Consider the following 26992-nt stretch of genomic DNA (forward strand, 5'->3'; position numbering starts at 1 on the left):
ATCCGTGCCCATGCTCCAGTTCGAACTGCTCAAGACCGAAGGCCACGCGCGGCGCGGCCGCCTCACGCTCAACCACGGCGTGGTCGAAACACCCATCTTCATGCCGGTGGGCACCTACGGCACCGTCAAGGGCGTGATGCCCGCCAGCCTGGAAGACATGGGTGCCCAGATCATTCTGGGCAACACTTTTCACCTGTGGATGCGTCCGGGCCGCGAGGTCATGGACAGCTTTGGTGGCCTGCACGCCTTCGAGCAATGGCACAAGCCCATCCTCACCGACTCGGGCGGTTTCCAGGTGTGGTCGCTGGGCGCCATGCGCAAGATCACCGAAGAGGGCGTGACCTTCGCATCGCCCGTCAACGGCGACAAGCTCTTCATGTCACCCGAAGTGAGCATGCAGATCCAGACTGGTCTGAACAGCGACATCGTGATGCAGCTCGACGAGTGCACGCCGTACGAGACCCACGGGCACATCACCACCGAGGCCGATGCGCGCAAGAGCATGGAGATGAGCCTGCGCTGGGCAAAGCGATCGCAGGACGAGTTTGCGCGGCTCGAAAATCCGAATGCGCTGTTCGGCATCGTGCAGGGCGGCATGTTTGAACACCTGCGCCAGGAATCACTGGACGCCCTGGTCGCCATGGACTTCCCCGGCTACGCCATTGGCGGCGTGAGCGTGGGTGAACCCAAGGAGCAGATGCTGCAGATCATGGCGCACACGCCGCACCGGCTGCCAGCCCACAAGCCACGCTACCTCATGGGCGTGGGCACGCCCGAAGACCTGGTGCAGGGTGTGGCCGATGGCGTGGACATGTTCGACTGCGTGATGCCCACGCGCAACGCGCGCAACGGCACGCTGTTCACCCGCTACGGCGACCTGAAGATCCGCAACGCCCGCCACAAGACCGACCACCAGCCACTCGACCCCACCTGCACCTGCCACGCCTGTGCCGGCCGAAGCGGCGTGAGCTGGAACGATGGCGGGCGCGGTGGCTTCAGCCGCGCCTACCTGCACCACCTGGACCGCTGCGGCGAAATGCTCGGTCCCATGCTGTGCACCGTGCACAACCTGCACTACTACCTGAACTTGATGCGCGAAGTGCGCGAGGCACTGGACGAAGGAAGGTTCACCGCCTTGCAGGCCCGGTTCAAGGCCGATCGTGCGCGTGGCGTGTAGGGGTTGACTCTCCGAAAAATTGTTTCTTTCGCATTGCTTTTTCATGTCGTTCCACTTCCTGAAGATGTGAACACCGCCTGAGGACGCCGCCTGAGGACCTCGACCGGTAACATGCCGGGCACATGAGCGCCTCCTCCCAGCCTTCGCCCAAGGTCCCCCGCCACATCCTGCCCATCCTGGTGCTGGCCCAGTTGCTGGGCACGTCGCTGTGGTTCGCGGTGAACGCGGTCATGCCGGACCTGCAGCGCGAACTTGGGTGGTCCACCGCATCGGTGGGCACGCTCACCTCCTCGTTGCAGTTCGGCTTCATCGTCGGCACGCTGGTGTTCGCCCTGCTGGCACTGGCCGACCGATTCCCGCCTCGCCTGGTGTTTCTGATCTGCTCCCTCGCGGGCGCGGCCTGCACAGTGGGCGCGTGGTGGATGGTGCGCGACTTCACCGCACTGCTGGCCTGGCGTTTTGCCACCGGCTTCTTCCTCGCCGGCATCTACCCGGTGGGCATGAAGATCGCCGCGCAGTGGTACTCGCGCGGCCTCGGAGGCGCGCTGGGTCTGCTCATCGGTGCGCTGGTCCTGGGCTCGGCCAGCGCCCATGCGCTGCGTGCCTTGAGCGGCGCCCTGCCCTGGCCCACGCTGATGCTGGGCGTGGCGGCGCTCGCCGCTGCGGGGGGGCTGCTGCTGTACTTCGGCACGAGCGATCCGCCGGGCGCTCAGCCGCGCGTGACCACCTTGCAGTGGCGCGCGCTGGCCACGCTGTGGACCGACGCACGCGTGCGCAGCTCCGTGCTGGGGTACTTCGGCCACATGTGGGAGCTCTACACCATGTGGGTCATGGTGCCGCTGGTGCTGGCCACGCGGTTGCAAGGCGCATCGCTTTCCTGGGCCGCATTCCTCGTGCTCGGCGCAGGCGTGATCGGATGCGCCGGCGGTGGTTGGGTGGCGCAGCGTTGGGGCAGCGCGCGCGTGGCGGGCTGCCAGCTCGCCGTCAGTGGCGCTTGCTGCCTGGCGGCCCCTCTCTTGATCGACGCACCCGCCCTGGTGTTCTACACGTGGCTGGTCCTGTGGGGCATCACCGTCTCGGGCGATTCACCGCAGTTCTCCACCCTCACCGCGCGCAATGCGCCGCCGCAGGCGGTGGGGAGCGTGCTCACGCTGACCAACAGCATCGGCTTCGCGATTTCCATCGCGAGCATTCTGTTGTTCGTCTCGCTGGCCGAGTACGTGGCGCTCGGCGCGCTGATCCCCTGGCTGGCGATCGGCCCTGTGCTGGGGCTCTGGGCGTTGCGACCTCTCTGGCAAGAGGAAGCCAGACAAGGGTGATGCCGCCTCAGTGGTTCAGATGCTGGGCCACCTTCTTCAGCAGGATGTCGCGGTTGAAGGGCTTGGCCACGAAACCTACGGCACCCGCCTTTCGGCTCTCCACGATCACCTGCCTCTCGGTCTGCCCAGTCAGCATGATCACGGGAACATCCACGTTGAACTGGCTGGCCTTGAGCTCGCGCGTGAGCAGGATTCCGTTGGAGTCCGGCAGCAGAAAGTCCATCAGGATCAGGTCTGGCCGGTTTGTGGTCAGAAAAAGCTGAGCGTCTGCTGCGGTACCCACCGCTTCGACGTCGTACTGCGCGCTGTTGAGCACCTGCTTGAGCAAACGGCGCATGAACACATCGTCATCCACCACCAGAAGTTGCGGACGGCTCAGTTTGGCGCGGTGCACCATGGCTCGGGTGGCCTTCAGCGGCTCGGCCAGTTCGCTGGTGATGGTGTCCACCCAATCCTGCACCGGTTGCGCCGCCTGGACCACGTGTTCCAGCGTGGGAATCAAGGCCTCGCGCTGCAGGTTGCCAAAGGCCTGCTCCACACGTGAGGCATCGCGCACGGTCAGGGCGTTGTCAAGGCCGTCGGCCAGGATGCGCTCGGACAAGCCACCCATCGCCCGGCTGACGGAAGCCTGGGCCATGCGTGCTGTGGTTTGTGCGTTCTGGGCATGCACCCGACCCAGCTTTACCTGTTGCGCAAGCTGCTCCTCCAGTGCCTCGGCACGTCGAGCCAGGGCGGCCAGCTCGGAGAGCGGCTCAAGCGCCTGCTCCTGATCCAGGGCGCACAGCGCCAGGTGTGCCGACATGGCCAGCCGCTTCGCATCGTGCACCAACGGCCAGAACAGCACGTAGTCGTCGAACACCTCCTGCATGCAGAGATCGAAGGCGCGTCGCACGCCTTCCTTGTCACACAGCAACAGCGTGCGGTGTGCCAGGGACTGAATGACCTGGCTGCGTCGGTAGAGACTCAGATAGAAGCGTTCACTGGCTTCCAGCGACTTGAAGGCCAGCACCAGCAGTTGCGGCTTGAGTCCGTCGAACACCGATTCCGCGTTCATCGGATCCGTCGTGCCCTCTACACGCGGGTACCGTCCGCGCAGCATGTCGCAGACCTGTTCCGCGTCGACGGCGTTGTCGCCGACAACTAGGATGCGAGCTTCTTTGTGCTTCATGGCCAGACCCTGGTAATTCGCTCGGCGCCATCAGCGGCTTTTCAAGGCCGCGATCCTTCGTGACCGGACAGGCAAGTCATGACATGCGCCAGCGCGTCCTCAAGCTTGACCACAAGGCGGTGCATCTCTCGAGGGCTGCAGCCCGGTCCGGTGCGTTCAATGAGGCGGCAACAGTCTGCCAGCGTCACTGCGCCTATCAGACGAGAGGAAGATGAGAGGCGATGGGCCAGCCCGGAAAGAGTGGTCATGTTGCCGCTGCCGACAGCGCGGCGCATCTCATCCAGCGTATTTAGGGCGGAGACCATGAAGCGCTGGCGGAACTCGGCCAACAACTCAGGGTCTTCGCCGATCAGCCTTGCCAAGGCCTGGTCGTCATAGGCGCAGTTGCCGAGCTCTATATCCACCACATCCACTTCTTCACAGTCCACCGAGCCAAACGAAGGCGCGATCGGTGCGCCCTCCGATGGCAACCAACGCTGGACGACCTCTCCCAACTTTTCGGTGCGAACCGGTTTGCTCAGGTAGTCGTCCATGCCGGCCGCACGGCAGCGTTCTATCTCGCCGTGCAGGGCATTGGCCGACAGGGCCACGATCGGCAAGTGCGATCCGTTCGCTTCCTCTGCGCGAATGGTGGTAGCGAGTTCGTAGCCGTCGATGCCCGGCATGTGCAGATCGGTGAGCAGCAAGGCGTAGCGCTGTGTGGATCGCCCCGCACGCCAGAGTGCCAGCGCTTCGAGTCCGTCACTGACCATCTCTGCCGCCAGACCCAGCAGTGCGAGCTGGTGCCCAATCACCTTCTGGTTGACGGTGTTGTCCTCGGCCACCAACACCAGTGGGCCACCAGCCTGTGCAAATCGAGGTCTGGCGCTCTTCGTCATGGCGAAGCGGTCGTCGGCCACGCGTTGGGGAGGCAAAGTGGACTGGAACGGCAAGGTCACGGTGAAGGTGGAGCCCTTACCCGCCTCACTGTCCACCTCGATCCGTCCGCCCATCAACCCGGTCAGGCGCTTGCTGATCGACAGACCCAGGCCGGTGCCACCAAACCGCCGCGTGGTCGTGCTTTCAGCCTGCACAAAAGGCTGAAAGATGCGCTGAAGCACCTCGGGAGTCATACCGATGCCGTTGTCGATCACGCTCAGTTGAAGGTGCCCGGGCAAGTCTGCTCTGCAGGGCCGCACCCGAAGCGCCACCCGCCCTGCTCGAGTCATGCCGGCCGAGAACTTGATGGCGTTGGCGAGCAGGTTGTTGAGGATCTGGCGCAGCCGCGTACCGTCGCTCAGGATCCAGTCAGGCAAGCCGGGCGCCACCTCCACCTGCAGATCGACGCCCTGCGATGTGGCCGTGGGGCGCAAGGCGTTGCACACACTGTCGGTGAGTCGCTCCAGAGAAACAGCTTCGCTTTGCAGGCTGAGCTGGCCCGCCTCGATCTTGGAGAAATCCAGGATGTCATCGATGATGGCCAGAAGGCCCAACGCCGATTCGCAGACGGTGTCGATCAAATCCCGCTGGTAGGCCGTGAGTTCCGAGTGCTGCAACAAATCGAGACTGCCAACCACGCCGTTCATGGGCGTGCGAATCTCGTGGCTCATGGTGGCCAGAAACTCGCTCTTGGCTTCACTGGCAGCCTCCGCTGCGCGGCGCGCCTCCACCAGCGCCGCGGTGCGCTGCTCCACCAGTTCTTCCAGGTGGAGCTGGTGACGCTTCAGCTCTTCGGTCAGGCGCCGTTTCTCGGTCACATCCAGCATCTGGGCCAGATACTGGGTCGCGCTCCCCCGAGCATCCCGAATGGGCGTGACGGTTGCGTCCACGACGTATTCCGCGCCGTCCTTGCGGCGGTTGAACAAAAGGCCGCGCCAGGGTTCACCCGAAGTGAGTTGCTGCCACATCTGCGCATACGTCTCACGCGGTGTCTTGCCGGATTGCAACATGCGCGGATTTCGCCCCAGCATTTCCTGCATGGTGTAGCCCGAGCTCGTCAATACGGCGGCGTTGACATATTCGATGTTGGCATCGAGGTCTGTGATCACGATGCTCTGCACGCTTTGCTCGACCGCCATGGACAGAAGCCGAACCTCCTGCTCTTGCGCGTGCCGCTGTGTGATGTCGCGCATAACCACCACGAAACGCTGCTGGTCCACCATCCGGATGTTGACCTCCGCGATGAAGCTGCTGCCATCGCGCCGCAATACCCGACATTCGGCCAGTTGCTCGCCGCTGATGAGCACCCGCAACGCAGTGCGCATGAGCCGGGCGTGTTCGCCCTCAGGCAGCAGATCGCGGACGTGCATCTGCTGCAGCGCGTCGGCACCATGACCGAGCATTCGCGCGGTGGCGCGATTCACTTCGATCACCCGGTAATTCCGGTCGACCAGCAAGATGCCGTCGCCCATTTGGTCAAAGAGATTGCGGCGATCGGCATGCGCGCTCTGCACTTGACGGTTGACCAGTTGCATCTGCAGCCAGTGCTCGGCCGCACGCGCGAGGTCCTTCATCGTTTGGCGCTGTGCTTGGGAAAGCTCGCGCGGGTGGTGGTCGATTGCGCAGAGCGTGCCCATGAAATGCCCTTCCACCGACAGCGGCACACCAGCATAGAAGATCACATGAGGCTCACCAGTCACCAGCGGGTTATCGGCGAACCGCTCGTCCAGCCGCGCATCGCCCACCTCGAACAGGTCAGCCTGCAGGATGGCATGGGCACAAAACGCCAGCTCGCGTGGGGTCTGCTGCACGTTCAGACCATGGCGTGCCTTGAACCACTGGCGCCGGTCATCGACCAGGCTCACCAGAGATACCGGGCAACCGGTCAGTCGGGCGGCAGCCCGCACGAGGCCGTCGAGCACGGGGTCGGCGGGCGTGTCGAGCACGCCCAAAGAATCGAGGATGTCCAGACGCCGGGCTTCTCCGGGTGTCAGGGAAGCGGATTGCATGAAGTTGTCTCAATGGGGTGGTCTGAGACGGACTTTAAAAAAGCCGCAGCTCGCAGTCTGTGGGGAGTTCTCGATGCGACCGGTGGGTCGATCGTGTTGCCACGCTCGCCCTCGCGAGGCACCCTACAACGCGCACGGAGAACGTCGCGAATCAGAGGGTTCCGGCGTCGATCAGGCCGCTGCGGATAGCGAAGCGAACAAGGGCGGGTACGTCGGGGGTGCCCAGCTTGGCCATGATGCGGCTGCGGTACGAGTCCACCGTTTTCGGCGAGAGGTGAAGTGCGCGTCCAATCTCGGTGCTGGACTGTCCCTGAACCACCATCAGCACAATCTGGCGCTCTCGCACCGAGAGCGTGTCCAGGGCGCTGTCGCTCGGCGCCGTGAAACCCTGCACGGCGAGCTCCGCCACGTCCGATCCCAGGAATCGCTGACCCTCGCTCACAGCATCGATCGCCTGCAGCAGTTGGGAGGCGGGCGAGCCCTTCAGCACATAGCCTGCCGCGCCCAACCTCAGCGCTTCGGCCACATGGCGCGGCTGGGCCGACATGGTCAGAACAATCGAGCGGACCTCAGGCGCCCGACGCTGCAGCTCGGTCAAAAGCTCGAAGCCCGAGCGCTGGCCGAGGTGCAGATCGAGCAGCACCACCACCGGGCCCAATTCGCGCAGCTGGGCCAGCGCTTGCGTCGGGTCGGCCGATTCGCCCACCACCCGGTGGCCGGCAGCTTGCAGCAGCGACCGCAGACCATCGCGCATGAGGGTGTGATCGTCGATCAGGTAAAGATTGCTCATGAGTCTGACGACACCCAGTTCAAGCTGACGCGTGTACCGCCCCCCGGTTCTGCTGTGACGGAGCAGCGCCCGCCAATGGAGACGGCCCGCTCCCGCATGCCCACGATGCCCAGATGGCCAGCTCGGCCATGCTGCATGTCCGGTGCAATGCCGACGCCGTCGTCAACGACGTCCACATCGAGCCGGTGCGCATCACCCTCCACCAGCACCCGAATCAGCGACGCGAGCGAATGAAGCCGGGCATTGGCAATGGCTTCCCGCACCACCATGAAAGCGCTGTACTCCACGTCGGAGGGCCAACGCTGGCGGTGCAAGCCATCCGCGACCTCCAGCAGCACATCGGTACCGGAAACAGACAGTGCAACCCGGATTTCGTTGTCCAGCGCGGCAGCGAGCCCTTGTTCCTCCAGGAGTGGCGGGCGCAGATCGGCCAGCACGTTGCGCACGTCCAGGACAGCTTGAGCCAGAACGCCCGAGAGATGCTGGCAATGTTCCGCCAGCGCCTGCGGCAAAGTTTCGCCCGCCCTGATCAGCAGGGTTTCGAGATTCAACCGGGCCACCGCCAGAGACTGGCCCAGGTTGTCATGCAACGCCTGAGCAATGCGTTGGGTCGTACGCCTCTCCTGCCGCATCAGACGCTGGTTGAGCTCCGAGAGTTCGTACTGGTGCGTCAGCAGGGCCGTCTGTGCAGCTCGGCGATCGGAAATATCACGCAGCACGGCGATGTACCGTCTCTGGTCGATCGCCCGTGCACTCACCTCCACCGGCAGAACAGTCCCGTCGCGACGCTGGACGTTCCACTCCGTGAGAGGACCCGTTTCTGGCGATCCGCTCTTCATGCGGTCGGAAGGAATGGTTGGCTGCTGGCTCGCCAGCAAGGATTGCAACGGCAAGGCGAGCAAGCTGCTGCGTGTATGGCCGAGCATGGATATGGCTTGCGGATTGGCATCCAGGATGTGGTTGCTGGCGTCGATCAACAGCACACCGTCGGCCAGCTGTTCGAACAACTTGCGCCGGTAGGCCTCGGATTCGCGCAGCGCGGCTTCAGCCCTCTTGCGCGGGGTGATGTCGACGGTTGTGCCGGCCATGTAGACGGCCCACCCTGAATCGTTCCACTCGGCCAGTCCGCGTATCTGCATCCAGCGCCATTCGCCCCACGCATCGCTCATGCGTATTTCCAAGTCAAATGGTTCTCGGTTCTTGAGATGGCGATACGTGGCATCCCGGTGACGAACCAGATCCTCAGGATGGATCCTGGCACCCAGGTCGCGGCTGCGGTAGTCCGAAACCGACACGGGGTCCACGCCGAGCTGCAGCCAGAAATCTTCGCTGAAAGTGAGCCGGTCGCTCGCCAGATCCCAATCCCACACCTGACCACTGGCGGCGGCCAGTCGGAAGCGCTGCTCGCTGCGTCGCAAACTGGCTTCACTTTCGCGCAAGGCCTGTTCATTCTCCACCAGATCGGTGACATCCAGCGCGATGCCTTGCACATAGGACGGGCTCCCGTCTGAGGGATCGATCCGGCAGGAACGGTCGCGAAAATGCCGCCATCTGCCATGCGCGTCGCGCAAGCGGTACTCAATCTGGTGGTCGGTACCATCGACGTATTCGTCCGATAGCGCCGCCACCGCGCGCTCACAGTCGTCGGGATGAAGCGCCTTGGTCCACGACAGAGGATCGGCCATCCACTCGCTGACCGTGTAGCCCAGAATGCGGATGGACGGGCTGACGTACAGAGAACGGTACGGTGGTTCCAGAGACGCACGGTAGATCATCGCGGGTGTCTGCTCGGTCAGCAGTCGGAAATCACGCTCGCGGTCGAGCAGCAGGCGCTCGAACAATTTGCGTTCCGTGATGTCGTTGCAGAAGATTGAAATCCCCTCCGGCGAGGGAAATACCCGGCCTTCAAACCACTTGTTCCAGGGCGCATAGAACGCCTCGAAGACTTCCGACTGCTGGGTCCGCAATGCCCTGTCGTACGCTCGGTGAAACACCTGCGCATGTTCCAGCTCGTACTCGTCCCAGATGTATCGGCCGATCAGTTGTTCGACCCGATCGCGCTGGAGCAGGCGCAAGGCAGGCACATTGAGGTAGGTGAATCGCAGCTCCTTGTCGAGCGCGAAGATCGCGTCGCCCACCCGATCGATCACATGGTCGAGCAATTCGCGCGCAGCGCCCATCTCTCGGCGGGCCTGCTCTGCCTGGCGCTGCAGAGCAACGTGGGCCGTCACCTCGTTGACCACGACAAGCCGCGCAGCCCGACCCTCCCATTGCAGCAAGCTGGACAAGACATCGACATCGATCATGTCGCCGCCCTTCAACCGATGTTGGCAGCGCATGGTCGCCCGCACACCCGTGGAGCTGCCCGGGTCTTGTTCATTGAACCGTGATATCGCGCCGTGACCTTGCGTCGCGCTCTGAATGTCCATGTCCTTGAGTCGCAGAAATTCCTCAGAGGAATATCCGTATCGCGAGACAGCCGCCCCGTTGACAGCCAGAATGCGACCGCTTTTCTGGTCGGAGATCCACATGGGTTGCGGATTTGCATCGAACAGAATTCGGCTGCTCTGTTCACCGTTCCAGAGCGCTGCTGGATGCGCCGAATGCTCCGATTCTTGGTGAGGCGAGCAATCCTTGGGCGCTGACATGGCGATATTGTGCGCCCGCCAAGCCGAAATTTCAGATGCGTTTGCAGGGACCGATATGTCCAGAACAGCCCTGGAATTGCAAGGCTCGCGCCCTCAGGACGAGGGGTGGAGCTTTACTTGCGCGCAACCCGCTAATCCTCCGGCGACACCGTGCCATCGGCCTCCAGAAACTCCTGGGGATCCGGCAGCCCGTTGGTGGAAATCTGCATTTCCTCGGGCTTGAGCTGTTCGGTGAAGCCTTCGAGCGAGCCCATGGACTTGCGGTCGCGCCGCGCCACCGGGTCGGACATCAGATAGGCCACGCTGAGCTCGGCCAGTGCCTGCAGCGAATCGCGATGGGTGCGTTCCTGCGCATGCGAGGCGTCGGCGCCGAAGCCAATCAACGCGGTGCGGATGTCGTTGCCCGCCTCCACCGCCGCAGCGGAATCGGATCGGTAGAAACGGAACACGTCGCGCCGGTGCTCGATGCCGTGCGTCTTTGCCAGGGCGATCAGCTTGTGCGTAAGGTGGTAGTCGAACGGCCCGGACAGGTCTTGCAGGCAGATGGTGACGGCGCGTTCGTCGGTATTCTGGCCGGGCGCCGCAATGGCGATGTCCAGACTCACCATCTCTGCGATGTCGCCGTGCAGGGCGGCCGACGACCCAGACCCCACCTCCTCGGTGATGGTGAACAGGGGATGCGCGTCCACCGGCAACGTGGCTCCGCTGTCTACCAGCGCCTTGCACACCGCCAGCAGCACGGCCACCGCGGCCTTGTCGTCGAGGTAGCGGGAGTTGATGTAGCCACCCGGCTGGACTTCGGTCTGTGGATCGAAGGCGATCCAGTCGCCCACGTGGATGCCGGCGACGTTCAGTTCCTCTGCGCCGTGTGCGGGCAGGTCCACCCGCACCTCCACATGGTCCCAATCGGATGGCTGGGTGTCGATCTCGCCACCGAACGCATGACCCGAGGTCTTGAGCGGCAGGCAGGTGCCGCGCAGTTGCTGCGTGTCGGTGAAGACGGTGAGTCGCGCACCCTCGGCGAAGCGCGACGACCAGCTCCCGATGGGCACGATGCCCAGGCGTCCGTTGGGCTTGATCTCGCGCACCATGGCGCCGAGTGTGTCCAGGTGGGCCACGATGGCGCGCGCGGGACGGGCCTCGCGGCCTTTGAGGGTGGCTCGGATCGCGCCCCGGCGTGTGATCTCGTAGGGAATGCCGATGGCATCGAGCCGGCTGGCGGTGTAACGCACCACCGCGTCGGTCAGGCCCACGGGGCTCGGGATGGCCAGGAGTTGCAGCAGCGTTTCTTCGAGGAACGCGTAGTCGATGGTGGGCAGTTTGTTCTTTTTCATGGGTTCATCTGTTCGGTGGTGGAGCCGGGAAACAGCAGGTCGATGAATCGCTGCGCGGTGGGCTGCGGTTCATGGTTGGCCAGGCCAGGCCGCTCATTGGCTTCGATGATCACGTAGTCCGACTGGTCGACGGCGGGCACGAGAAAGTCCAGACCCGTCACAGGAATGTCGAGGACCCGGCTGGCGTGTTCGGCGGCGTTCTTCAGCGCCGGATGCAACTGGTCGGTGACGTCGTGGATGGTGCCACCGGTGTGCAGGTTGGCGGTCTTGCGCACCGCCAGCGGTTCGCCGAATGACAGCACATCTTCGAGCTTGAAGCCTTGCAGGCCGATGCAGCGTTTCGTTTCGCCATCCACTGGAATGCGCGACTCCCCCCCGGTGGCGGCCGCGCGGCGGCGGCTCTGTTTGTCGATCAGTTGCGCGATGGTGGACTGCCCGTCGCCCACCACGGTGGCGGGCTTGCGCAGGGCGGCGGCCACCACCTGGTGGTTGATGACCACCACCCGCAGGTCCTGCCCTTCACAGAACTGCTCGAGCAACACGCGCTCGCCGTACTGGCTGGCGTTCTCGATGGCGGCCTCCACGTCGTCCGCGTCGGTGAGGTTCACGGCGATGCCTTTGCCCTGCTCACCGTCCACCGGCTTGACGACAATGGCGCCGTGCTCGCGCAGGAAGGCGGCGTTGTGCTCGGCGTCCGCGGCCAGCGCCTGCTGCGGCACGTTCAAGCCTGCCTGCGCGAGCAGGCGAACGGTGACGCGCTTGTCGGCACAGCGGCTCATGGCCACGGCGCTGGTGAGTTCGCTCAGCGACTCGCGGCACACCACACTGCGACCGCCCAGGCTGAGCTTGAAGTAGCCGTTTTCGGCGTCGATCACCTCCACGCGGATGCCACGCCGACTTGCTTCGTCCACCAGGATTCGCGCATAGGGATTGAGGCCATCTGCCTGCGCGCCACCGTGTGTGAACAGCGGCTCGTTGATGGCGTTTCGACGCTTCACCGAGAACACCGGTATGTTCTGAAAGCCGAGCTTGCGGTAGAGCGCAATGGCCGAGGCGTTGTCGTGCAGCACGGAAAGATCCATGAAAGCGCGCCCTCGCGCCAGGAAGTGTTCGGCCAGATAACGTGTGAGTGCCTCACCAATGCCAGGGTGACTGGCCTGCGGCGACACCGCCAGCGCCCACAGGCTGGCGCCGGGTTCGGCATCGCCAAAGGCCTCGGCGTGGTCCAGGCCCATGGCCACGCCGATCACCTCGCCGGTGTGCCGGTCTTCGGCCAGCGCATACACCGTCTGGCGCTCACTGCGCTGGCCCCATACGTGCGCGGGGTCCACCGGTACCATGCGGCGCGCGCGGTAGATGGCGTTGATGGCCGCCACATCGGCGCGCGAGCGCAGCCGCCGGATGGTGAAGCCCCGGCGCACGGCACGCTGTGGCGTGTAGTGGTTGAGCCGCAACCGGAAGGTCTCGGACGGGTCCACGAAAAGTTGGGCCGGGGCGTGCGACACCACCACATGCGGCTTGTCGATGTAGAAGGCGATGTCGCGCTGGCCGGGCTGCTCCTGCAATAGAGCGGCGGCAATGTCGGCCGGATCGGCGAACGTATGGCCGGCGACCAGTCGGCCCCAGCCGCATTCAGTCACCACGTTGGCGCGCGCGGGCACCTGCCCCCGGCTCTCTGCCTGTGGTGTGCTGGTGCGGCCAAGGCGAAGGGCGCGTTGAGCGTGTTTGCGCATCATGGGTGGGTCTCCTTCAGTTCAGGTGTTTTTGCAACCAGAGTTCCAGCAACCCGACCTGCCAGAGCTTGGAGCCGCGCAGCGGCGTGAGGTGGGCGCTCGGGTCGGCCAGCAGTCGATCGACGTAGGCTCGGCGGAACAGGCCGCGCTCGCGGGCTGCTCGGCTGGAGAGCGCATCGCGCACGCTTTCCAGCACCTGGCCTTTCAGATGTTTGAGCGCCGGCACCGGGAAGTAGCCCTTGGGCCGGTCGATCACCTCCGATGGGATCACCCTGCGCGCGGCTTCCTTCAGAATGCCTTTGCCACCGCCCGCAAGCTTGTGCCGCGCGGGAATGCGCGCGGCCAGTTCCACCAGTTCGTGATCCAGGAAGGGCACCCGGGCTTCGAGACCAAAAGCCATGGTCATGTTGTCCACGCGCTTGACCGGGTCGTCCACCAGCATCACGGTGGTGTCCAGCCGCAGCGCCTGGTCCACCGGGTCGCTGGCACCGGGCGCGCAGAGCCGCTCGGACACAAAGCGCGCGGTGTGGTCTTCGCCCAGCCAGGGTTCCTGCAACAGCTCGCGCATGTCGGCATGGTCGCGGTCGCAGAAGGCCGACAGGTAGTCGGCCACCGGGTTCTGGCTGCCCTGCAGTTTCGGGTACCAGTGGTAGCCGCCGAACACCTCGTCGGCGCCCTGCCCGCTCTGCACCACCTTGCTGTGGCGCGACACGGCTTCGGACAGCAGGTAGAAGCCGATGCAGTCGTGGCTGACCATGGGCTCGCTCATGGCGCCGATGGCTTCGGGCAAACGTCGCAACAGCTCGGCCTCGGGCACGAAAATGCGTTCGTGCGTGGTGCCGAAGCGCTCGGCCACGATGTCGGCGTACTCGAATTCGTTGCCCTTCTCGCCGCCCACGTCCTCGAATCCCACGTTGTAAGTGCGCAGGTCGTGCACCCCGGCCTCGGCCATCAGGCCCACGATGAGGCTCGAATCCACACCACCCGAGAGCAGCGCGCCCACGGGCACGTCGGCCACCAGGCGGCGCTTGACCGCTGCGCGCAGGGCGTCGAGCAGGATCTCGCGCCAGTCATCGAACGATCGCGCCTCGTCGGCGGCATCGCGTTCATAGCCCAGCTGCCAGAAGCGGTGTTCGTGCAAGGTGCCATCCACCTCGATCTGAAGCAGGGTGCCGGGGCCGAGCTTTCGCACGCCGCTCAGCAAGGTGTGTGGCGGCGGCACGATGGCGTGCAGCGAGAGGTAGTGGTGCAGGCCCACAGGGTCGATGCGGGTGTCGACACCGCCAGCGGCGAGCAGCGCTGGCAGCGAGGAGGCAAAGCGCAAGCCGCCCCGCAGGTGTGCCAGGTACATCGGCTTGATGCCCAGGCGGTCTCGCCCCAGCACCACCCTCCCACTAGCGCGCTCCCAGATGGCGAAGGCAAACATGCCGTTGAGGCGCTTCACGAAATCCGGCCCCCACGCGTGATACGCCTTGAGCAGCACCTCCGTGTCGCCGGTGGAGAAGAAGCGGTAGCCCTTGCCCTCCAGCTCATGGCGCAGATCGGCGTGGTTGTACACCGCGCCGTTGAACACGATGCCCAGTCCCAGCGCCGGATCGAACATGGGTTGCTGGGCGGCGTCCGACAGGTCCATGATCTTGAGCCGGCGGTGAGCAAAGCCCAGGCGGTCGGCCACATTCAGACCCTGGCCATCGGGTCCACGAGCCTCCTGTCGATCGTTCATGCGCGCCAGCGCGAGGGGATCGACGGCCGTACCGTCGAAGCGGATTTCTCCTGCAATTCCACACATGGGTGTTCTGCCCTCCTGAAAGGAAAGCCGATCGCCGAAGGTGGAGGCGGTTGAGGGGAAGAGGGCACGCCGGGCCAAGCCGGGGCCAGTTCAACGCGGGTGGGCGGATCGGCTCGTGCACACAGCCTGCGGAACGGACACCCATGGGCTGGGCGCCGGGAAACCAGTTCACGGGTTTCCATCGTTCCGCGGGCACGGATGCACGCGGGTTGAAAGAAATAGATGACCGCGGATTATATCAATTTCGACATTGAAATCAAATTCAATCTACTTGAATTCATATAATGAAACGGCTTGCCACTGGCAGGCCGCTGGCAAGACGAGGGGGGAAACCTCGTGTCGGACCTGTCGCGCGGGATGCCGTCCACCCCGCTCAGATGGCGCCTGGCAATTCCAGGCGCTGAGGCGCCGTGCCCAGCCCCGAGCGCACCAGCCACTCGAACACCGAGTCCACTGTCACCGTCTCGATGCGATCGGAAAAGCGCTTTTCGTTGGGGTGGTCGTCAAAGGCGATATGGGCGGCGCTCACACGGGCGCCCAGGCGCGTCATCGCTCCCAGGCGCAAGGTGGTCGGCTCATAGCCTTTGAACTGCAACCAGGCCTGCGCCTGCTCACGCGAGCTCACACCGGGCTCTGCGGCGGCGGCCAGGGTCTCCAGTGCCCACTGGTTCGACTGCTGGTAGCGCGTGCTCCAGGGGTAGCTCACCATGTTGTAGTCGCGCGTGTGCAGCGCCATGCCGCGCGAACGATCCATCACCAGCGCGTGCAGTGGCGCCTGCAGCGCAGGCGCCGGTACCACCCAGGCGGCCTCGTGGCGCCAGAGGTCGTCCAGAAAGAATTCGCCCAGGCCCTGGCGGTACATCGAACCGATGGCAGATCCACACTGGTTGAGCTTGTGCAGCACACGCCAGGGACCCTCGGGTGTCTTGTAGGCCCAGCCCAGGTGCGAGTAGCGCAGCCCGTACTTTCGAAGGTCCTGCCCGGCCCGAGCCAGCACCACCACGCGCGCACCGCTGCGCTGGTGCTCGGCATCCAGCGCTTGGGCGGTGAGCTGCGCCAGGGCCATGCCGCGCACGATGCTCCGGGCGTCCTGCGGCCTCACACCGCAGGATTGACCCGCATGCGCAACGGAAGACAGCAGCAAAGCCAGACAGGTGCACCAGATCGCCAGGAATTTCTTCACGCTCTTCATGCGCCCCGCCTTTCAGTACGTGACACGTTCGTTGTGCAGCAACGCCCGGCCCAGTTCGTTGGGGATGAAGGCGATCACCTCGCCGGCGGCCGAAAGCAGCACGCCGGTGCCGATCACACTGACCGTGAGCGCGGTGCCCACTCCCACCGACGCGGCCGACGCCGCGCGTGCGCCAAATTCCACGCTGGCACGGGCACCGTCAGAGACGCGCTCAATCACATAGACCGTTCCGCGCGCGGTGACCTCCACCGCCTTGACCACCACCACCGAACCCGCCACCGACAGGGCCACCGGCACCACGCTTACCACGGCGGCCGCGGTGGACGCCGTGACCACCACCGAGGCCAGGGGCAAAGCGGAAAGCGCCACGGATGCCTCGCTCTGGGCACGCGCCGGCACGCTCCAGGCCTGCGACAGGGCCAGGCCGGCGGCCAGGCCAAGGGATTGCCATTTTTTCATGATGAGTCTCCAGAGAACACAGGGATCGGGAAGGTGGGTCATTCAGCGGCAACACGTTCCTGCATCGCCTGCTGGCGGCCCGCGTGCACGCCGCTCTGGCGGGCTTCGGCCAGGTCCGCTTCGTGGCGGTCACGCAGCGTCTTGGCCAGCGTGAATGCCGAAGTCACGAGGTAGAGCCAGCTCACACCGAGATAGGCGCGGTAGGTGTCGTTGATGTCCATGCGCAGCAGGCCCCAGCCGGTGAGGACCATGGCCACCGCAAAACCGCCCCACACCACGGGGCGCCACATGGGCGTCTCGGCTTCGCCAGCTTGCGCCGCCTGCTGGCCATCGCGCACCGCCTTGGACAACACAAAGACGGTGGACAGACAGAACACATAGCCCATCACCATGAAGGCCCGGTCCAGGTCCTGGCCAGGGAGCCAGGCCAGGCCGGTGGCGCACAGGAAGACAGCGACGCCGAACGAGACCCAGACCTGTAGCTGCCAAGCGCGGGTGTCGCGCATCACGATGAGAGGGGAACGGTTCGAAGCCATGAATCACCTTGAGGGGTTGTTGAACACGGCGCGATGTTCCGTGATCGGCCGTTCAAAGAGCATCGAAAAAGATGACTGGTGTCTAATTCCAGGAAAGAAGGTATAGGTATTCGGTACTTTCCTGGTAACGAGGCTTCCCAGCGGGCCTTGATCGGCATCAAGCCTTCGAGTTGCAGCCCATGCTCGAATGACGACATGCCCAGTCCCGATCCCGTCTTCTTCGCCCAGGGCCTGACCAAGGTCTATGGCGAGGGCGATACCGCCGTGCATGCCCTGCGAGGCGTGGATCTGGCCATCGTGCGCGGTGAATTCGTGGTGCTGCTCGGCGCCTCGGGCAGCGGCAAATCCACGCTGCTCAACGTCCTGGGCGGGCTCGACAGCGCCAGCAGCGGGACCGCACGCTGGACGCATCAGGGCCGCACGCACGAACTCACCGGCGCGAGCGACGCCGAGCTCACGCGCTACCGGCGCGAGCACGTGGGCTTCGTGTTCCAGTTCTACAACCTCATTCCCAGCCTGACGGCGCGAGAAAACGTGGCTCTGGTGACCGATCTGGCCGATGACCCCATGGCGCCCGAGGAAGCGCTGGCGCTGGTGGGCTTGGGCGAGCGGCTGGATCACTTCGTCTCGCAGCTCTCGGGGGGCGAGCAGCAACGCGTGGCCATCGCGCGCGCCATTGCCAAGAAGCCGGCCGTGCTGCTGTGCGACGAGCCCACCGGTGCGCTCGACTGCGCCACCGGCGTGATGGTGCTGCAGGCGATCGAGCGCGTGAACCGCGAGCTGGGCACGACCACGGTGGTGATCACGCACAACGCACCTATTGCCGCGATGGCAGACCGCGTGCTGCGCCTGGCCGACGGCCGCATCGTCGAGGTGCAAGTGAACCCCCACAGAGTGGCCGCTTCCACCCTGTCCTGGTGATGACATGGCCATGAAGGCGATCCACATCAAGCTCTGGCGCGACCTGCGGCGCCTGCGCACCCAGGTGGCCACCATCGCCCTCGTGGTCGCCATCGGCGTGGCTGGCTTCGTGGGCATGTTCTCGGTGCACGAATCGTTGCAAGACTCGCGCGACGACTTCTACCGCGAGAACCGCCTGGCAGACGTGTTCGTCAACGTCAAGCGCGCGCCAATGCACCTGCGGGATCGGCTGGCGGCCATCGACGGCGTGGCAGAGGTCCGGCTGGATGTGGTGTTCGACGCGCAGATTGCCCTGCCTGGCGCCGATACGCCGGTGACCGGGCGCTTCATCGGCCTGGACCTGGCGCGCGTGCACGCTCAGCGCCAGAGCCTGAATGCGCTGACGCTGCGCAGTGGTCGCTGGCCCGAGCGCGGCCGGGAGCTGGAGGCGGTGGTGAGTGACCGCTTTGCCGTGGCGCGCCAAATCAAACCGGGCGACCGCATCGACGCCGTTCTGAATGGCCGTCTCGAACGCCTGCATCTCGTGGGCACAGCCATCTCGCCCGAGTACGTGTTCGCCTCGCGCGGGGGCGCGCCCGACGACAAGAGCTTTGGCATCTGGTGGATCGACGGCGAGCGCATGTTGCAGACCTTCGACATGCAGGGCGCCTTCAACCAGGCGGCACTGCGGTTGAATGCGGGCGCACGGGAGGTCTCGGTGATCGACGCCACCGACCGGCTGCTCAAAACCTACGGCACGCTGGGCGCAGTGGGGCGCGACAAGCAGCTATCGGCCAAGATCGTGACCGACGAACTCGCGCAACTCAAGGTCATGGGCACCGTATTGCCCGCGATCTTCCTGGCGGTGGCCATGTTCATCCTCCATGTGGTGGTGAGCCGCCAGGTGGCCACGCAGCGCAGCCAGATTGCGGCGCTGAAGGCGCTGGGCTATGGCGATGCCGCGATCGCCTGGCACTACATCCAGCTCGCGCTGGTGATTGCCGGCCTGGGCGTCTTCGCCGGCCTTGTGCTGAGCGTGTGGATCGGCCAGCTCATGCTGGGCCTGTACGACGAGGTGTTCCGCTTCAATCGGCTGGCCTACGTCACCACCCCGTGGCTGGTGGCGGTGGCTGCGGCCATCGCGGCCGGCGCGGCCGCGCTCGGCACCTGGGGCGCGATCCGCGCGGTGGTGCGCCTGCGACCTGCGCAGGCCATGCAGCCCCTGGCACCGCCACGCTACCGGCGCACCCTGCTTGAACGCCTGGGTCTGGGGCGACGGGTTCGCGCCGGCACGTTGATGGCCATTCGCGACTTCGAGCGCCGCCCCTGGCGCGCTGCCTTCACCGTGACTGGCATCGCGATGGCCGTGGCGCTGCAGATCTCCGGCGCATTCTGGCTCGATGCCATCGCGCACATCGTCGACGTGCAGTTCCGCCAGGTGCAGCAAGGCGATGTGCTGGTCAACTTCCACAAGCCGGTCCCGCTGTCGGTGGTGCAGGACCTGCGGCGCCTGCCCGGCGTGTTGGACGCCGAGCCCTACCGCAGCGAGCCGGTGCGCATGCGCCTTCATGGTGTGACCGAGGACGCGCAGCTCCTGGGCTTGGACGCCTCCGCGCAGCTGCTGCGTGTGGTGGACGAAACGCGTGGCCACGTGGCCCTGCCCGCGCAAGGCCTGGTGATGTCCTCGCTGCTGGCGCGCGCCATTGGCTCGAACGTGGGCGACCGGGTTCGCGTGGAATTCCGCCTGTGGAACCAGACACAGGCCGATGTGCAGGTGGTCGACATCGTGCACACCATGATGGGCAAACAGGCCTTCATGCGGCTGGACGTCATGAACGCCCTCGCGCGCGACGGAGAAGGCGTGGCCGAAGCCGCGTTGCAAGTGGACCCGCTGGCCATGCCCGCCTTCTGGGACGCGATCAAGCGCGCACCGGTGATCAACGCGGTCTTCGACAAGGCCGGCAGCCTGGCCAGCTTCAACGAGACCACCTCGCGCAACATGGGCGTGTTCAGCGGCATCCTCACGCTGTTTGCCATCGCCATGGCGGTAGGCATCGTGTACAACGCCGCACGCATCACGCTTTCGGAGCGCGCGTGGGAACTCGCGAGCCTGCGCGTGCTGGGCATGACCCGCGCCGAGGTCTCGGTGCTGCTCCTGGCGCAACTGGGCACCGAACTGATCCTGGCGCTGCCCCTCGGTGCAGTCACGGGCTGGGCCCTGGCCTCCCTGCTGATGCGGCTCATGTCCTCGGATGCCATTGATTTCCCGGTGGTCGTCGAACCCTCTACCTATGCCTCGGCGGCCCTCATCGTGCTCGCTGCCGGCCTGGCCAGCGCTTTTCTGGTGCGCCGCCAGATCGACCGGCTGGATCTGGTCGCCGTCTTGAAGGTCCGCGAATGAACCACCTCAAATCTCCCGTCACCATCTTCCGCCGCTGGATCCTCTGGGCCGTGCTGGTGGTGTCCGTCGTTGCCCTGGTCGTGTGGGCCTTTCAACCGCGGCCCATCGTGGTGGAGGTCGCCAGCGTCGGCAAAGGTCGCTTCGAACAGGTCATCGAAGAAGACGGCCAGTTGCGCTTGAAGAACCGCTATGTGATCACCGCCCCCACTGCGGCCGAACTCTCGCGGCCCACGCTCAAGGTGGGCGACGTGGTGCGGGCAGGCGACGTCGTGGCCACGCTCACGCCGCTGTCTCCGCAGATGATCGACGCGCGCACACGCGGCGTGCTTCAGCAACGCGTGGGCAGCGCCGACGCCGCTCGCCTGGCCGCCAGCGCGCAGGTGCAGCGCCTGGAGACCGCCCTGGCCCAGGCCGCTCTGGAGGCCGAGCGCGCCACCCGTCTGGCGCGCGAGAACTTCATCGCCGTCTCGGCGCTGGACCAGACCCTGCTCGCCCAGCGCTCAGCGCGCCAGGCGCTGGAAGCCGGACGGGCGGAGCTGCGCGCCGCCGAGTTCGCTCAGGGCGAGGCCAGGGCAGCGCTGGCGCGTGCGGAATCCGCTGACGGCGCCCGCACCGAAGGCGTGTGGTCGCTGAAGAGCCCGGTGGACGGACGCGTGGTCAGGCTGCACCTGGACAGTGCAGCGCCGGTGGTGGCGGGCCAGCCACTGCTGGTGGTCGGCGACACCTCGGCGGTGGAGGCGGTGATCGACGTGCTCTCGAGCGAGGTGCAGCAGATCGCCCCGGGCTCGCCCGTGAGCCTTTCGCTGGGTGCAACGGCGCCCGCCATCGCGGGTCGGGTGGCGCGCGTGGAGCCGGTGGCTTTCACCAAGGTATCGGCGCTGGGCATCGAAGAGCAGCGCGTCAATGTGATCGTCGATCTGCCCGCCGGCGCACCCGGCGTGGGCGATGGCTTTCGTGTCGACGCGCGCATCGTCGTGTCCGCTCAGGAAGGTGCCCTGCTCCTGCCCAGCGCAGCGCTGGTGCGCGATGGCGAGGGCTGGCGCGTGTTCGTTCTGGACAATGGCCGCGCCCGCGCTCGGCCCGTGACGGTGCAGGCGCGTCACGCTGATGCCGCCTGGATGGCGGACGGCCTTGTCGAAGGCGAGCAGGTGCTGCTCTACCCGGGGGCCTTCATTCGCGATGGGCAGGCGGTTCGGGTGCGCGAATGAGGCCTCAGAAGCCGACAGCCGCTCCGTCGCGTCGCGCGTCCGACGCCGCCACGTAGCCTTCGCGTTTCGGATCGCCCGCCCGCCAGACGAACTGGCCGGCACCGAAGTCCTGGTAGTTGTCGTGGATGACCTCGACCACATGGCCACGCGCCTGCAAGGCCTGCACCGTGGCCGCGTGCATCTGCTGCTCGACGTTGATCTCCAGGCCGTGGTTGAAGCGCCAGCGAGGCGCATCGCAGGCGGCCTGTGGACTCTGCCCGTGGTCAAGCATGCGAACCAGGGTCTGCACGTGGCCCTGTGGCTGCATGTTGGCGCCCATCACGCCAAACGACATCACGGGCTGGCCGTCTTTCGTGAGAAAGGCAGGAATGATGGTGTGGAAGGGCCGTTTGCCCGGCGCCACCTGGTTGGGGCCGGGTTCTAGCGAAAAGCCGTGTCCCCGGTTCTGCAGGCTGATGCCAAAACCCGGTTCGACGCACCCCGACCCGAAACCCATGAAATTGCTCTGGATGAAACTGACCATCATGCCGTCCTCGTCGGCCGCCGTGAGGTAGATGGTGCCACCCTTGACCGGGTTGCCCGCACCGAAATCCTGCGCCCGTTTTCGGTCGATGAGCTTCGCGCGGCTCGCCAGGTAGGTGGCGTCGAGCATCTGCGCAGGCGTCACCTCCATGCTGGAGGGCTCCGCCACGAAACGGTAGGTGTCGGCAAAGGCCAGCTTCATCGCCTCGATCTGCAGGTGCTGCGCTTCGGGGCTGTCCACCGGCAGGCCCGCGAGATCAAACCGCTCCAGGATGCCCAGGGCGATGAGCGCTGCAATGCCCTGGCCACTGGGTGGAATCTCGTGAAGCGTGTGGCCCCGGTAGGTCTTCTGGATCGGCGTGACCCATTCAGGTCGATAGGCGGCCAGGTCCTGGGCGGTGAGGGCGCCGCCATGCTCCTTCATGAACCGTTCCAGCACTTCGGCGATCTCACCACCGTACAAGGCCGCTCCGCGCGACTCGCCAATGAGCCGCAATCCCCGTGCCGCCGCCGGAAAGCGGAACAGCTCGCCCACCCGGGGCGCACGTCCCCAGGGCAGAAAGGCCTGTGCAAAGCCCGGCTGGCCGCCCAGCTCCGGCGTGGCCGCCGCCCATTTCTGCTGCACCACCACCGGCATCAGGTAACCCCGCTCGGCGATCTCGATCGCCGGCTCCATGAGGTCGGCGAAAGGCAGCCTGCCAAAGCGCTCCGACAGCGCCACCCACGACGCCACCGCCCCGGGCACGGAGACCGAGTCCATGCCGCGCTTCGGTGGCGCCTTTGCGTCGGTGCCGTACTTGCGCTGGAAATAGGCCGCCGACCACGCGGCCGGCGCGGGCCCCGACGCATTCAGGCCATGCAGGGCCTTGCCATCCCACAGGATGGCAAAGGCATCGCTGCCCAGGCCGTTGCTCACCGGCTCACAGATCGTCATGGCCGCTGCGGCGGCCACGGCTGCATCCACCGCGTTGCCACCTTTCCACATCATGCGCAGCCCAGCCTGCGCGGCCAGCGGGTGCGAGGTAGACACCACATTGCGCGCAAACACCGGAAAGCGCGTCGTGGAATAGGGGTTGTGAAAATCGAATTGCATGGGAGCCACTCTATCCCAGCAGTCGAATGGAAGGCCGTAACCACCCGGTAACCAGTTTCATGGACAATTGAAACCAAATTACAAGCCGACATTGCCGGCCGTCCATTCCCCAGGAGACTGCTTCCATGCCCATGCGCGCCACCAAGATCGTTGCCACCCTTGGCCCCGCTTCCAGCGATCCCGCCCTCCTCGAAAAAATGATCCGCGCCGGCGTGAACGTGGTGCGGCTCAATTTCTCGCACGGTGCTGCGCAAGACCACATTGACCGCGCCGAGCTGGTGCGGGCTGCCGCCCAGCGCGCCGGGCGCGAGGTCGGCATCATGGCCGACCTGCAGGGCCCCAAGATTCGCGTGGGCAAGTTCGCAGAGGGAAAGGTGATGCTGGAGCCGGGCCAGCCTTTCGTGCTGGACGCCTCGCGCACCGAGCCTGGCGACGTCGCGGGCGTGGGGCTGGACTACAAGGAACTGCCGCGCGACGTGAAGGCTGGTGACACACTGCTGCTCAACGACGGCCTGATCGTGCTCACGGTGGACAAGGTGGCGGGGCCGGCCGTTCACACCACCGTCAAGCTCGGCGGCGAGCTCTCGAACAACAAGGGCATCAACAAGCAGGGTGGCGGTCTGACGGCACCGGCCCTGACGGCCAAGGACATGGACGACATCAAGACCGCCATGGGCCTGAAGGCCGACTACGTGGCGGTGAGTTTCCCCAAGAGCGCAACCGACATGGAGCTGGCGCGCCAGCTCTGCAACGTGGCGGGCGCCCACCTCAACCACAAGCCCGCGCTGATCGCCAAGATCGAGCGCGCCGAGGCGATTCCCGAGCTGGCCAACATTCTCAAAGTGTCCGACGGCATCATGGTCGCGCGCGGCGACCTCGCGGTGGAGGTGGGCAACGCGGCGGTGCCGGGCCTGCAGAAGCACATGATCAAGATGGCCCGCGAAATGGACAAGGTGGTGATCACCGCCACGCAGATGATGGAGTCGATGATCGTCAACCCGGTGCCCACGCGCGCCGAGGTGAGCGATGTGGCCAACGCCGTGCTCGACGGCACCGACGCGGTGATGCTCAGCGCCGAGACCGCAGCCGGCCGCTACCCGCTGGAAACCGTGCTGGAAATGGCCAACATCTGTTCGGAGGCCGAGAAGGCCGAGTACCGCGAGCTCACAGCCGACTTCCAGGGCAAGACCTTCAAGCGCATCGACATGTCGATCGCCATGGGCGCGCTGTTCACCGCCCACCACCTGGGCGCCAAAGCCATCGTGGCGCTGACCGATTCCGGCTCCACCGCGCTGTGGATGAGCCGCCACAACGTGCGCATGCCAATCTACGCCATGACGCCCAACCTCTCCACCCAGCGCCGCATGACGCTCTACCGCAACGTGCGCCCGCTGCTCATGGACAACAGCATCGACCGCGACTCCGCACTCTCGGACGCAGAGGCGCACCTGAAGAAACGCGGCATTGTCGAAACTGGCGACGTCTATGCCATCACCGTGGGCGAGCCCATGGGCCAGCCGGGTGGCACCAACACGCTCAAGATCTGCAAGGCAGGCTAGGAGTCGGCGCCGAACGGCATCAGGAGGCGGCTGGACATGCCGGTTTCTGGCTCTGGCTGGGCGCAGGCACCGGGCTTCTCCCTCAAAAGGTTCAAGGCAGTTGTGACGAGTGGGTCCGAGGCGATGAATCCGGCACCGGTCCACCCGCGTACCCAAAGCATGCACTCTCCGAACAACGCCTTCTCGTCCATACGCCGCCGCTGGCTCACCCTGCTGGGCCTGGCACCGCTGACCCAGGCCTGTTCGCCGCTGCGACTGATCAACGCCACCGTGCCTTCGCACACCCACACCCAGGTGCGCGACCTGCCCTACGGCAGCGCCGAGCGCCAGCGGGCCGATGTGTATCGGCCCGTGCAGACCGCGACCGGCGCGCCGATCGCGGTCTTCTTCTATGGCGGCAGCTGGAGCAGTGGCTCGCGCACGGACTACCGTTTCGTCGGCGAGGCGCTGGCCTCGCGCGGCATCGTGACGGTGGTGGCCGACTACCGCCTGAGCCCCGATGTGCGCTACCCCGTGTTCCTGGAAGACTGCGCCCGGGCCGTTCGCTGGGCTGGCACGCAGGCGAACGCGTTCGGCGCGTCACGCGATCGCCTGTTCATCGTGGGGCATAGCGCGGGCGCCTACAACGCCGCCATGCTGGCGCTGGACCCGCGCTGGCTGGGGCGCGACCCCGTCGCCGGCTGGGCGGGCCTGGCCGGCCCGTACGACTTCCTCCCCATCGGCATACCCGAAGTGCAGACGGCGTTCAACTGGCCCGGCACACCAGCCGATTCACAGCCCCTGCATCACGCCATGGCCCTCGCCGCGCCCAAGCGCCGCGCCCTGCTGCTCGCCGCCCGACACGACACCCTGGTGAACCCCCAGCGCAACACGGTGGCGCTGGCAAAGGCCCTGCGTGACCACGGCACGCAGGTCGATTCGGCATTGCTTGACCGCGTGAGCCACACCACCCTGATCGGCGCATTGGCCCCGCCGCTGCGCGGGCTCGCCCCGGTGCTTGATCGCCTCAGCAGTTTCCTGCTGGCGCCCACAAGCTGACTCGTCGCGTGACATTTGGCGCGCCGGTGTTTCCGTCTTGCCGCCCCCTCAAAGTTAAAATCGCGAGTTACATCCAGGTTACCAACTGCTTTAGGGGATTCACATGGCGCTCGTTTCCATGCGCGAACTGCTCGACCACGCCGCAGCCAATGGCTACGGCATTCCGGCATTCAACGTCAACAACCTCGAACAGGTGCAGGCTGTCATGGCTGCGGCCGACGAAGTCGGCGCCCCGGTGATCCTGCAGGCCAGTGCCGGTGCCCGCAAATACGCTGGTGAGCCCTTCATCAAGCACCTGATCCAGGCCGCCATGGAGAGCTACCCCCACATCCCGCTGGTGATGCACCAGGACCATGGCACCTCGCCCAAGGTCTGCGAAGGCGCAATCAGCCTGGGCTTCGGCTCGGTGATGATGGATGGCTCGCTGATGGAGGACGGCAAGACGCCGGCTTCCTTCGAGTACAACACCGAGGTCACCCGCAAGGTGGTGGAAATGGCGCACAAGGTGGGCGTGACCGTGGAAGGTGAGCTCGGTTGCCTGGGCAACCTGGAAACTGGCGAAGCCGGCGAGGAAGACGGCATTGGCGCCGAGGGCAAGCTGGACCACAGCCAGATGCTGACCGACCCCGAAGAGGCGGCGCAGTTTGTCAAAGCCACGCAACTCGACGCCCTGGCCATTGCCATTGGCACCAGCCACGGCGCCTACAAGTTCAGCCGCCCGCCCACCGGCGACATTCTTGCCATCAGCCGTGTGAAGGAAATCCATCGGCGCATCCCCAACACCCACCTGGTGATGCATGGCTCCTCGTCCGTGCCGCCCGAATTGCTGGCCATCATCAACCAGTACGGTGGCAAGATGAAGGAAACCTACGGCGTGCCGGTCAAGGAAATCCAGGAAGCCATCAAGCACGGCGTGCGCAAGATCAACATCGACACCGACATCCGCCTGGCCATGACGGGCGCTGTGCGCAAGTTCCTGGCCGAGAACCCGGACAAATTCGACGCCCGCGAATGGCTCAAGCCCGCGCGCGAGGCCGCCAGACAGGTCTGCAAGGCCCGCTACCTGGAGTTCGGCTGCGAAGGCCAGGCCGGCAAGATCAAAGGCGAAACGCTGCAGGTGGTGGCGGCGAAATACGCCAAGGGCGAACTCGCGCAAGTGGTGCACTGAACTTGCGATAATCCTCCGGAATGGTTCAAAG

At 65.5% G+C, this 26992-nt stretch carries 19 protein-coding genes; 8 read left to right on the plus strand and 11 right to left on the minus strand.

The window, feature by feature from the left end; translation table 11 throughout:
• The first annotated feature begins 10 nt into the window (after positions 1–10).
• A complete protein-coding gene (tgt, locus tag AB7F11_RS13105) occupies positions 11–1177 on the plus strand; it encodes a tRNA guanosine(34) transglycosylase Tgt (RefSeq protein ID WP_428289058.1) in 1167 nt (388 codons plus the stop codon).
• A gap of 122 nt (positions 1178–1299) precedes the next feature.
• Positions 1300–2496 carry an MFS transporter gene (locus AB7F11_RS13110; protein WP_428289057.1) on the plus strand — a complete coding sequence of 399 codons (1197 nt, stop codon included), beginning with the start codon at positions 1300–1302 and terminating at the stop codon, positions 2494–2496.
• Positions 2497–2503: 7 nt separating this feature from the next.
• Here the strand turns inward: AB7F11_RS13110 and AB7F11_RS13115 are convergent, their stop codons facing one another.
• The 10 genes from AB7F11_RS13115 to AB7F11_RS13160 form a co-directional block, all read right to left on the minus strand.
• Positions 2504–3664: a response regulator gene (locus AB7F11_RS13115; RefSeq protein WP_428289056.1), complete on the minus strand. Its 1161-nt coding sequence runs from the start codon at positions 3662–3664 to the stop codon at positions 2504–2506.
• 41 nt (positions 3665–3705) lie between these two features.
• Positions 3706–6591 carry a PAS domain S-box protein gene (locus AB7F11_RS13120; protein ID WP_428289055.1) on the minus strand — a complete coding sequence of 962 codons (2886 nt, stop codon included), beginning with the start codon at positions 6589–6591 and terminating at the stop codon, positions 3706–3708.
• Between the two features lie 151 nt (positions 6592–6742).
• A complete protein-coding gene (locus AB7F11_RS13125) occupies positions 6743–7381 on the minus strand; it encodes a response regulator (RefSeq protein ID WP_428289054.1) in 639 nt (212 codons plus the stop codon).
• A complete protein-coding gene (locus AB7F11_RS13130; protein WP_428289053.1) occupies positions 7378–10029 on the minus strand; it encodes a PAS domain-containing sensor histidine kinase in 2652 nt (883 codons plus the stop codon). Before AB7F11_RS13130 ends, AB7F11_RS13125 begins: the two co-directional genes overlap by 4 nt.
• A 131-nt stretch (positions 10030–10160) precedes the next feature.
• Entirely contained in the window at positions 10161–11363 is a 1203-nt protein-coding gene (locus AB7F11_RS13135; protein WP_428289052.1) for an osmoprotectant NAGGN system M42 family peptidase, read from the minus strand.
• Positions 11360–13099 carry an N-acetylglutaminylglutamine synthetase gene (ngg, locus tag AB7F11_RS13140; protein WP_428289051.1) on the minus strand — a complete coding sequence of 580 codons (1740 nt, stop codon included), beginning with the start codon at positions 13097–13099 and terminating at the stop codon, positions 11360–11362. The genes AB7F11_RS13135 and ngg overlap by 4 nt, the downstream gene beginning before the upstream one ends.
• 13 nt (positions 13100–13112) lie before the next feature.
• Complete coding sequence (locus tag AB7F11_RS13145) at positions 13113–14885, minus strand: N-acetylglutaminylglutamine amidotransferase (protein WP_428289050.1); 1773 nt, start codon at positions 14883–14885, stop codon at positions 13113–13115.
• 373 nt (positions 14886–15258) lie between these two features.
• Positions 15259–16077: a DUF2145 domain-containing protein gene (locus AB7F11_RS13150; RefSeq protein WP_428289049.1), complete on the minus strand. Its 819-nt coding sequence runs from the start codon at positions 16075–16077 to the stop codon at positions 15259–15261.
• Positions 16078–16089: 12 nt separating this feature from the next.
• Positions 16090–16536 carry a hypothetical protein gene (locus tag AB7F11_RS13155; protein ID WP_428289048.1) on the minus strand — a complete coding sequence of 149 codons (447 nt, stop codon included), beginning with the start codon at positions 16534–16536 and terminating at the stop codon, positions 16090–16092.
• A gap of 38 nt (positions 16537–16574) precedes the next feature.
• Positions 16575–17072, minus strand: coding sequence for a YiaA/YiaB family inner membrane protein (locus tag AB7F11_RS13160; protein ID WP_428289047.1), 498 nt, complete (start codon positions 17070–17072; stop codon positions 16575–16577).
• A 195-nt stretch (positions 17073–17267) separates the two neighbouring features.
• Between AB7F11_RS13160 and AB7F11_RS13165 the strand changes: the two genes are divergently transcribed.
• The 3 genes from AB7F11_RS13165 to AB7F11_RS13175 are packed head-to-tail and all read left to right on the plus strand — an operon-like array spanning position 17268 to position 21581.
• A complete protein-coding gene (locus AB7F11_RS13165; protein WP_428289046.1) occupies positions 17268–17993 on the plus strand; it encodes an ABC transporter ATP-binding protein in 726 nt (241 codons plus the stop codon).
• Positions 17994–18003: 10 nt separating this feature from the next.
• Entirely contained in the window at positions 18004–20373 is a 2370-nt protein-coding gene (locus tag AB7F11_RS13170; protein ID WP_428289045.1) for an ABC transporter permease, read from the plus strand.
• Positions 20370–21581, plus strand: coding sequence for an efflux RND transporter periplasmic adaptor subunit (locus AB7F11_RS13175; RefSeq protein WP_428289044.1), 1212 nt, complete (start codon positions 20370–20372; stop codon positions 21579–21581). The genes AB7F11_RS13170 and AB7F11_RS13175 overlap by 4 nt, the downstream gene beginning before the upstream one ends.
• Positions 21582–21585: 4 nt before the next feature.
• On the opposite strand, the gene AB7F11_RS13180 is transcribed toward AB7F11_RS13175, so the two are convergent.
• Entirely contained in the window at positions 21586–23196 is a 1611-nt protein-coding gene (locus tag AB7F11_RS13180; protein ID WP_428289043.1) for a gamma-glutamyltransferase family protein, read from the minus strand.
• Between the two features lie 125 nt (positions 23197–23321).
• On the opposite strand from AB7F11_RS13180, the gene pyk reads away from it, so the two are divergent.
• The 3 genes from pyk (at position 23322) to fba (ending at position 26961) form a co-directional block, all read left to right on the plus strand.
• Positions 23322–24755 (plus strand): pyruvate kinase, encoded by a 1434-nt coding sequence (pyk, locus tag AB7F11_RS13185; RefSeq protein WP_428289042.1) that lies wholly within the window; start codon positions 23322–23324, stop codon positions 24753–24755.
• A 159-nt stretch (positions 24756–24914) separates the two neighbouring features.
• A complete protein-coding gene (locus AB7F11_RS13190; RefSeq protein WP_428289041.1) occupies positions 24915–25793 on the plus strand; it encodes an alpha/beta hydrolase in 879 nt (292 codons plus the stop codon).
• 103 nt (positions 25794–25896) lie between these two features.
• Complete coding sequence (gene fba / locus AB7F11_RS13195) at positions 25897–26961, plus strand: class II fructose-bisphosphate aldolase (protein WP_428289040.1); 1065 nt, start codon at positions 25897–25899, stop codon at positions 26959–26961.
• Positions 26962–26992 lie beyond the last annotated feature (31 nt).

Source organism: Hydrogenophaga sp. (assembly GCF_050250835.1).
GTDB lineage: Bacteria > Pseudomonadota > Gammaproteobacteria > Burkholderiales > Burkholderiaceae_C > Hydrogenophaga.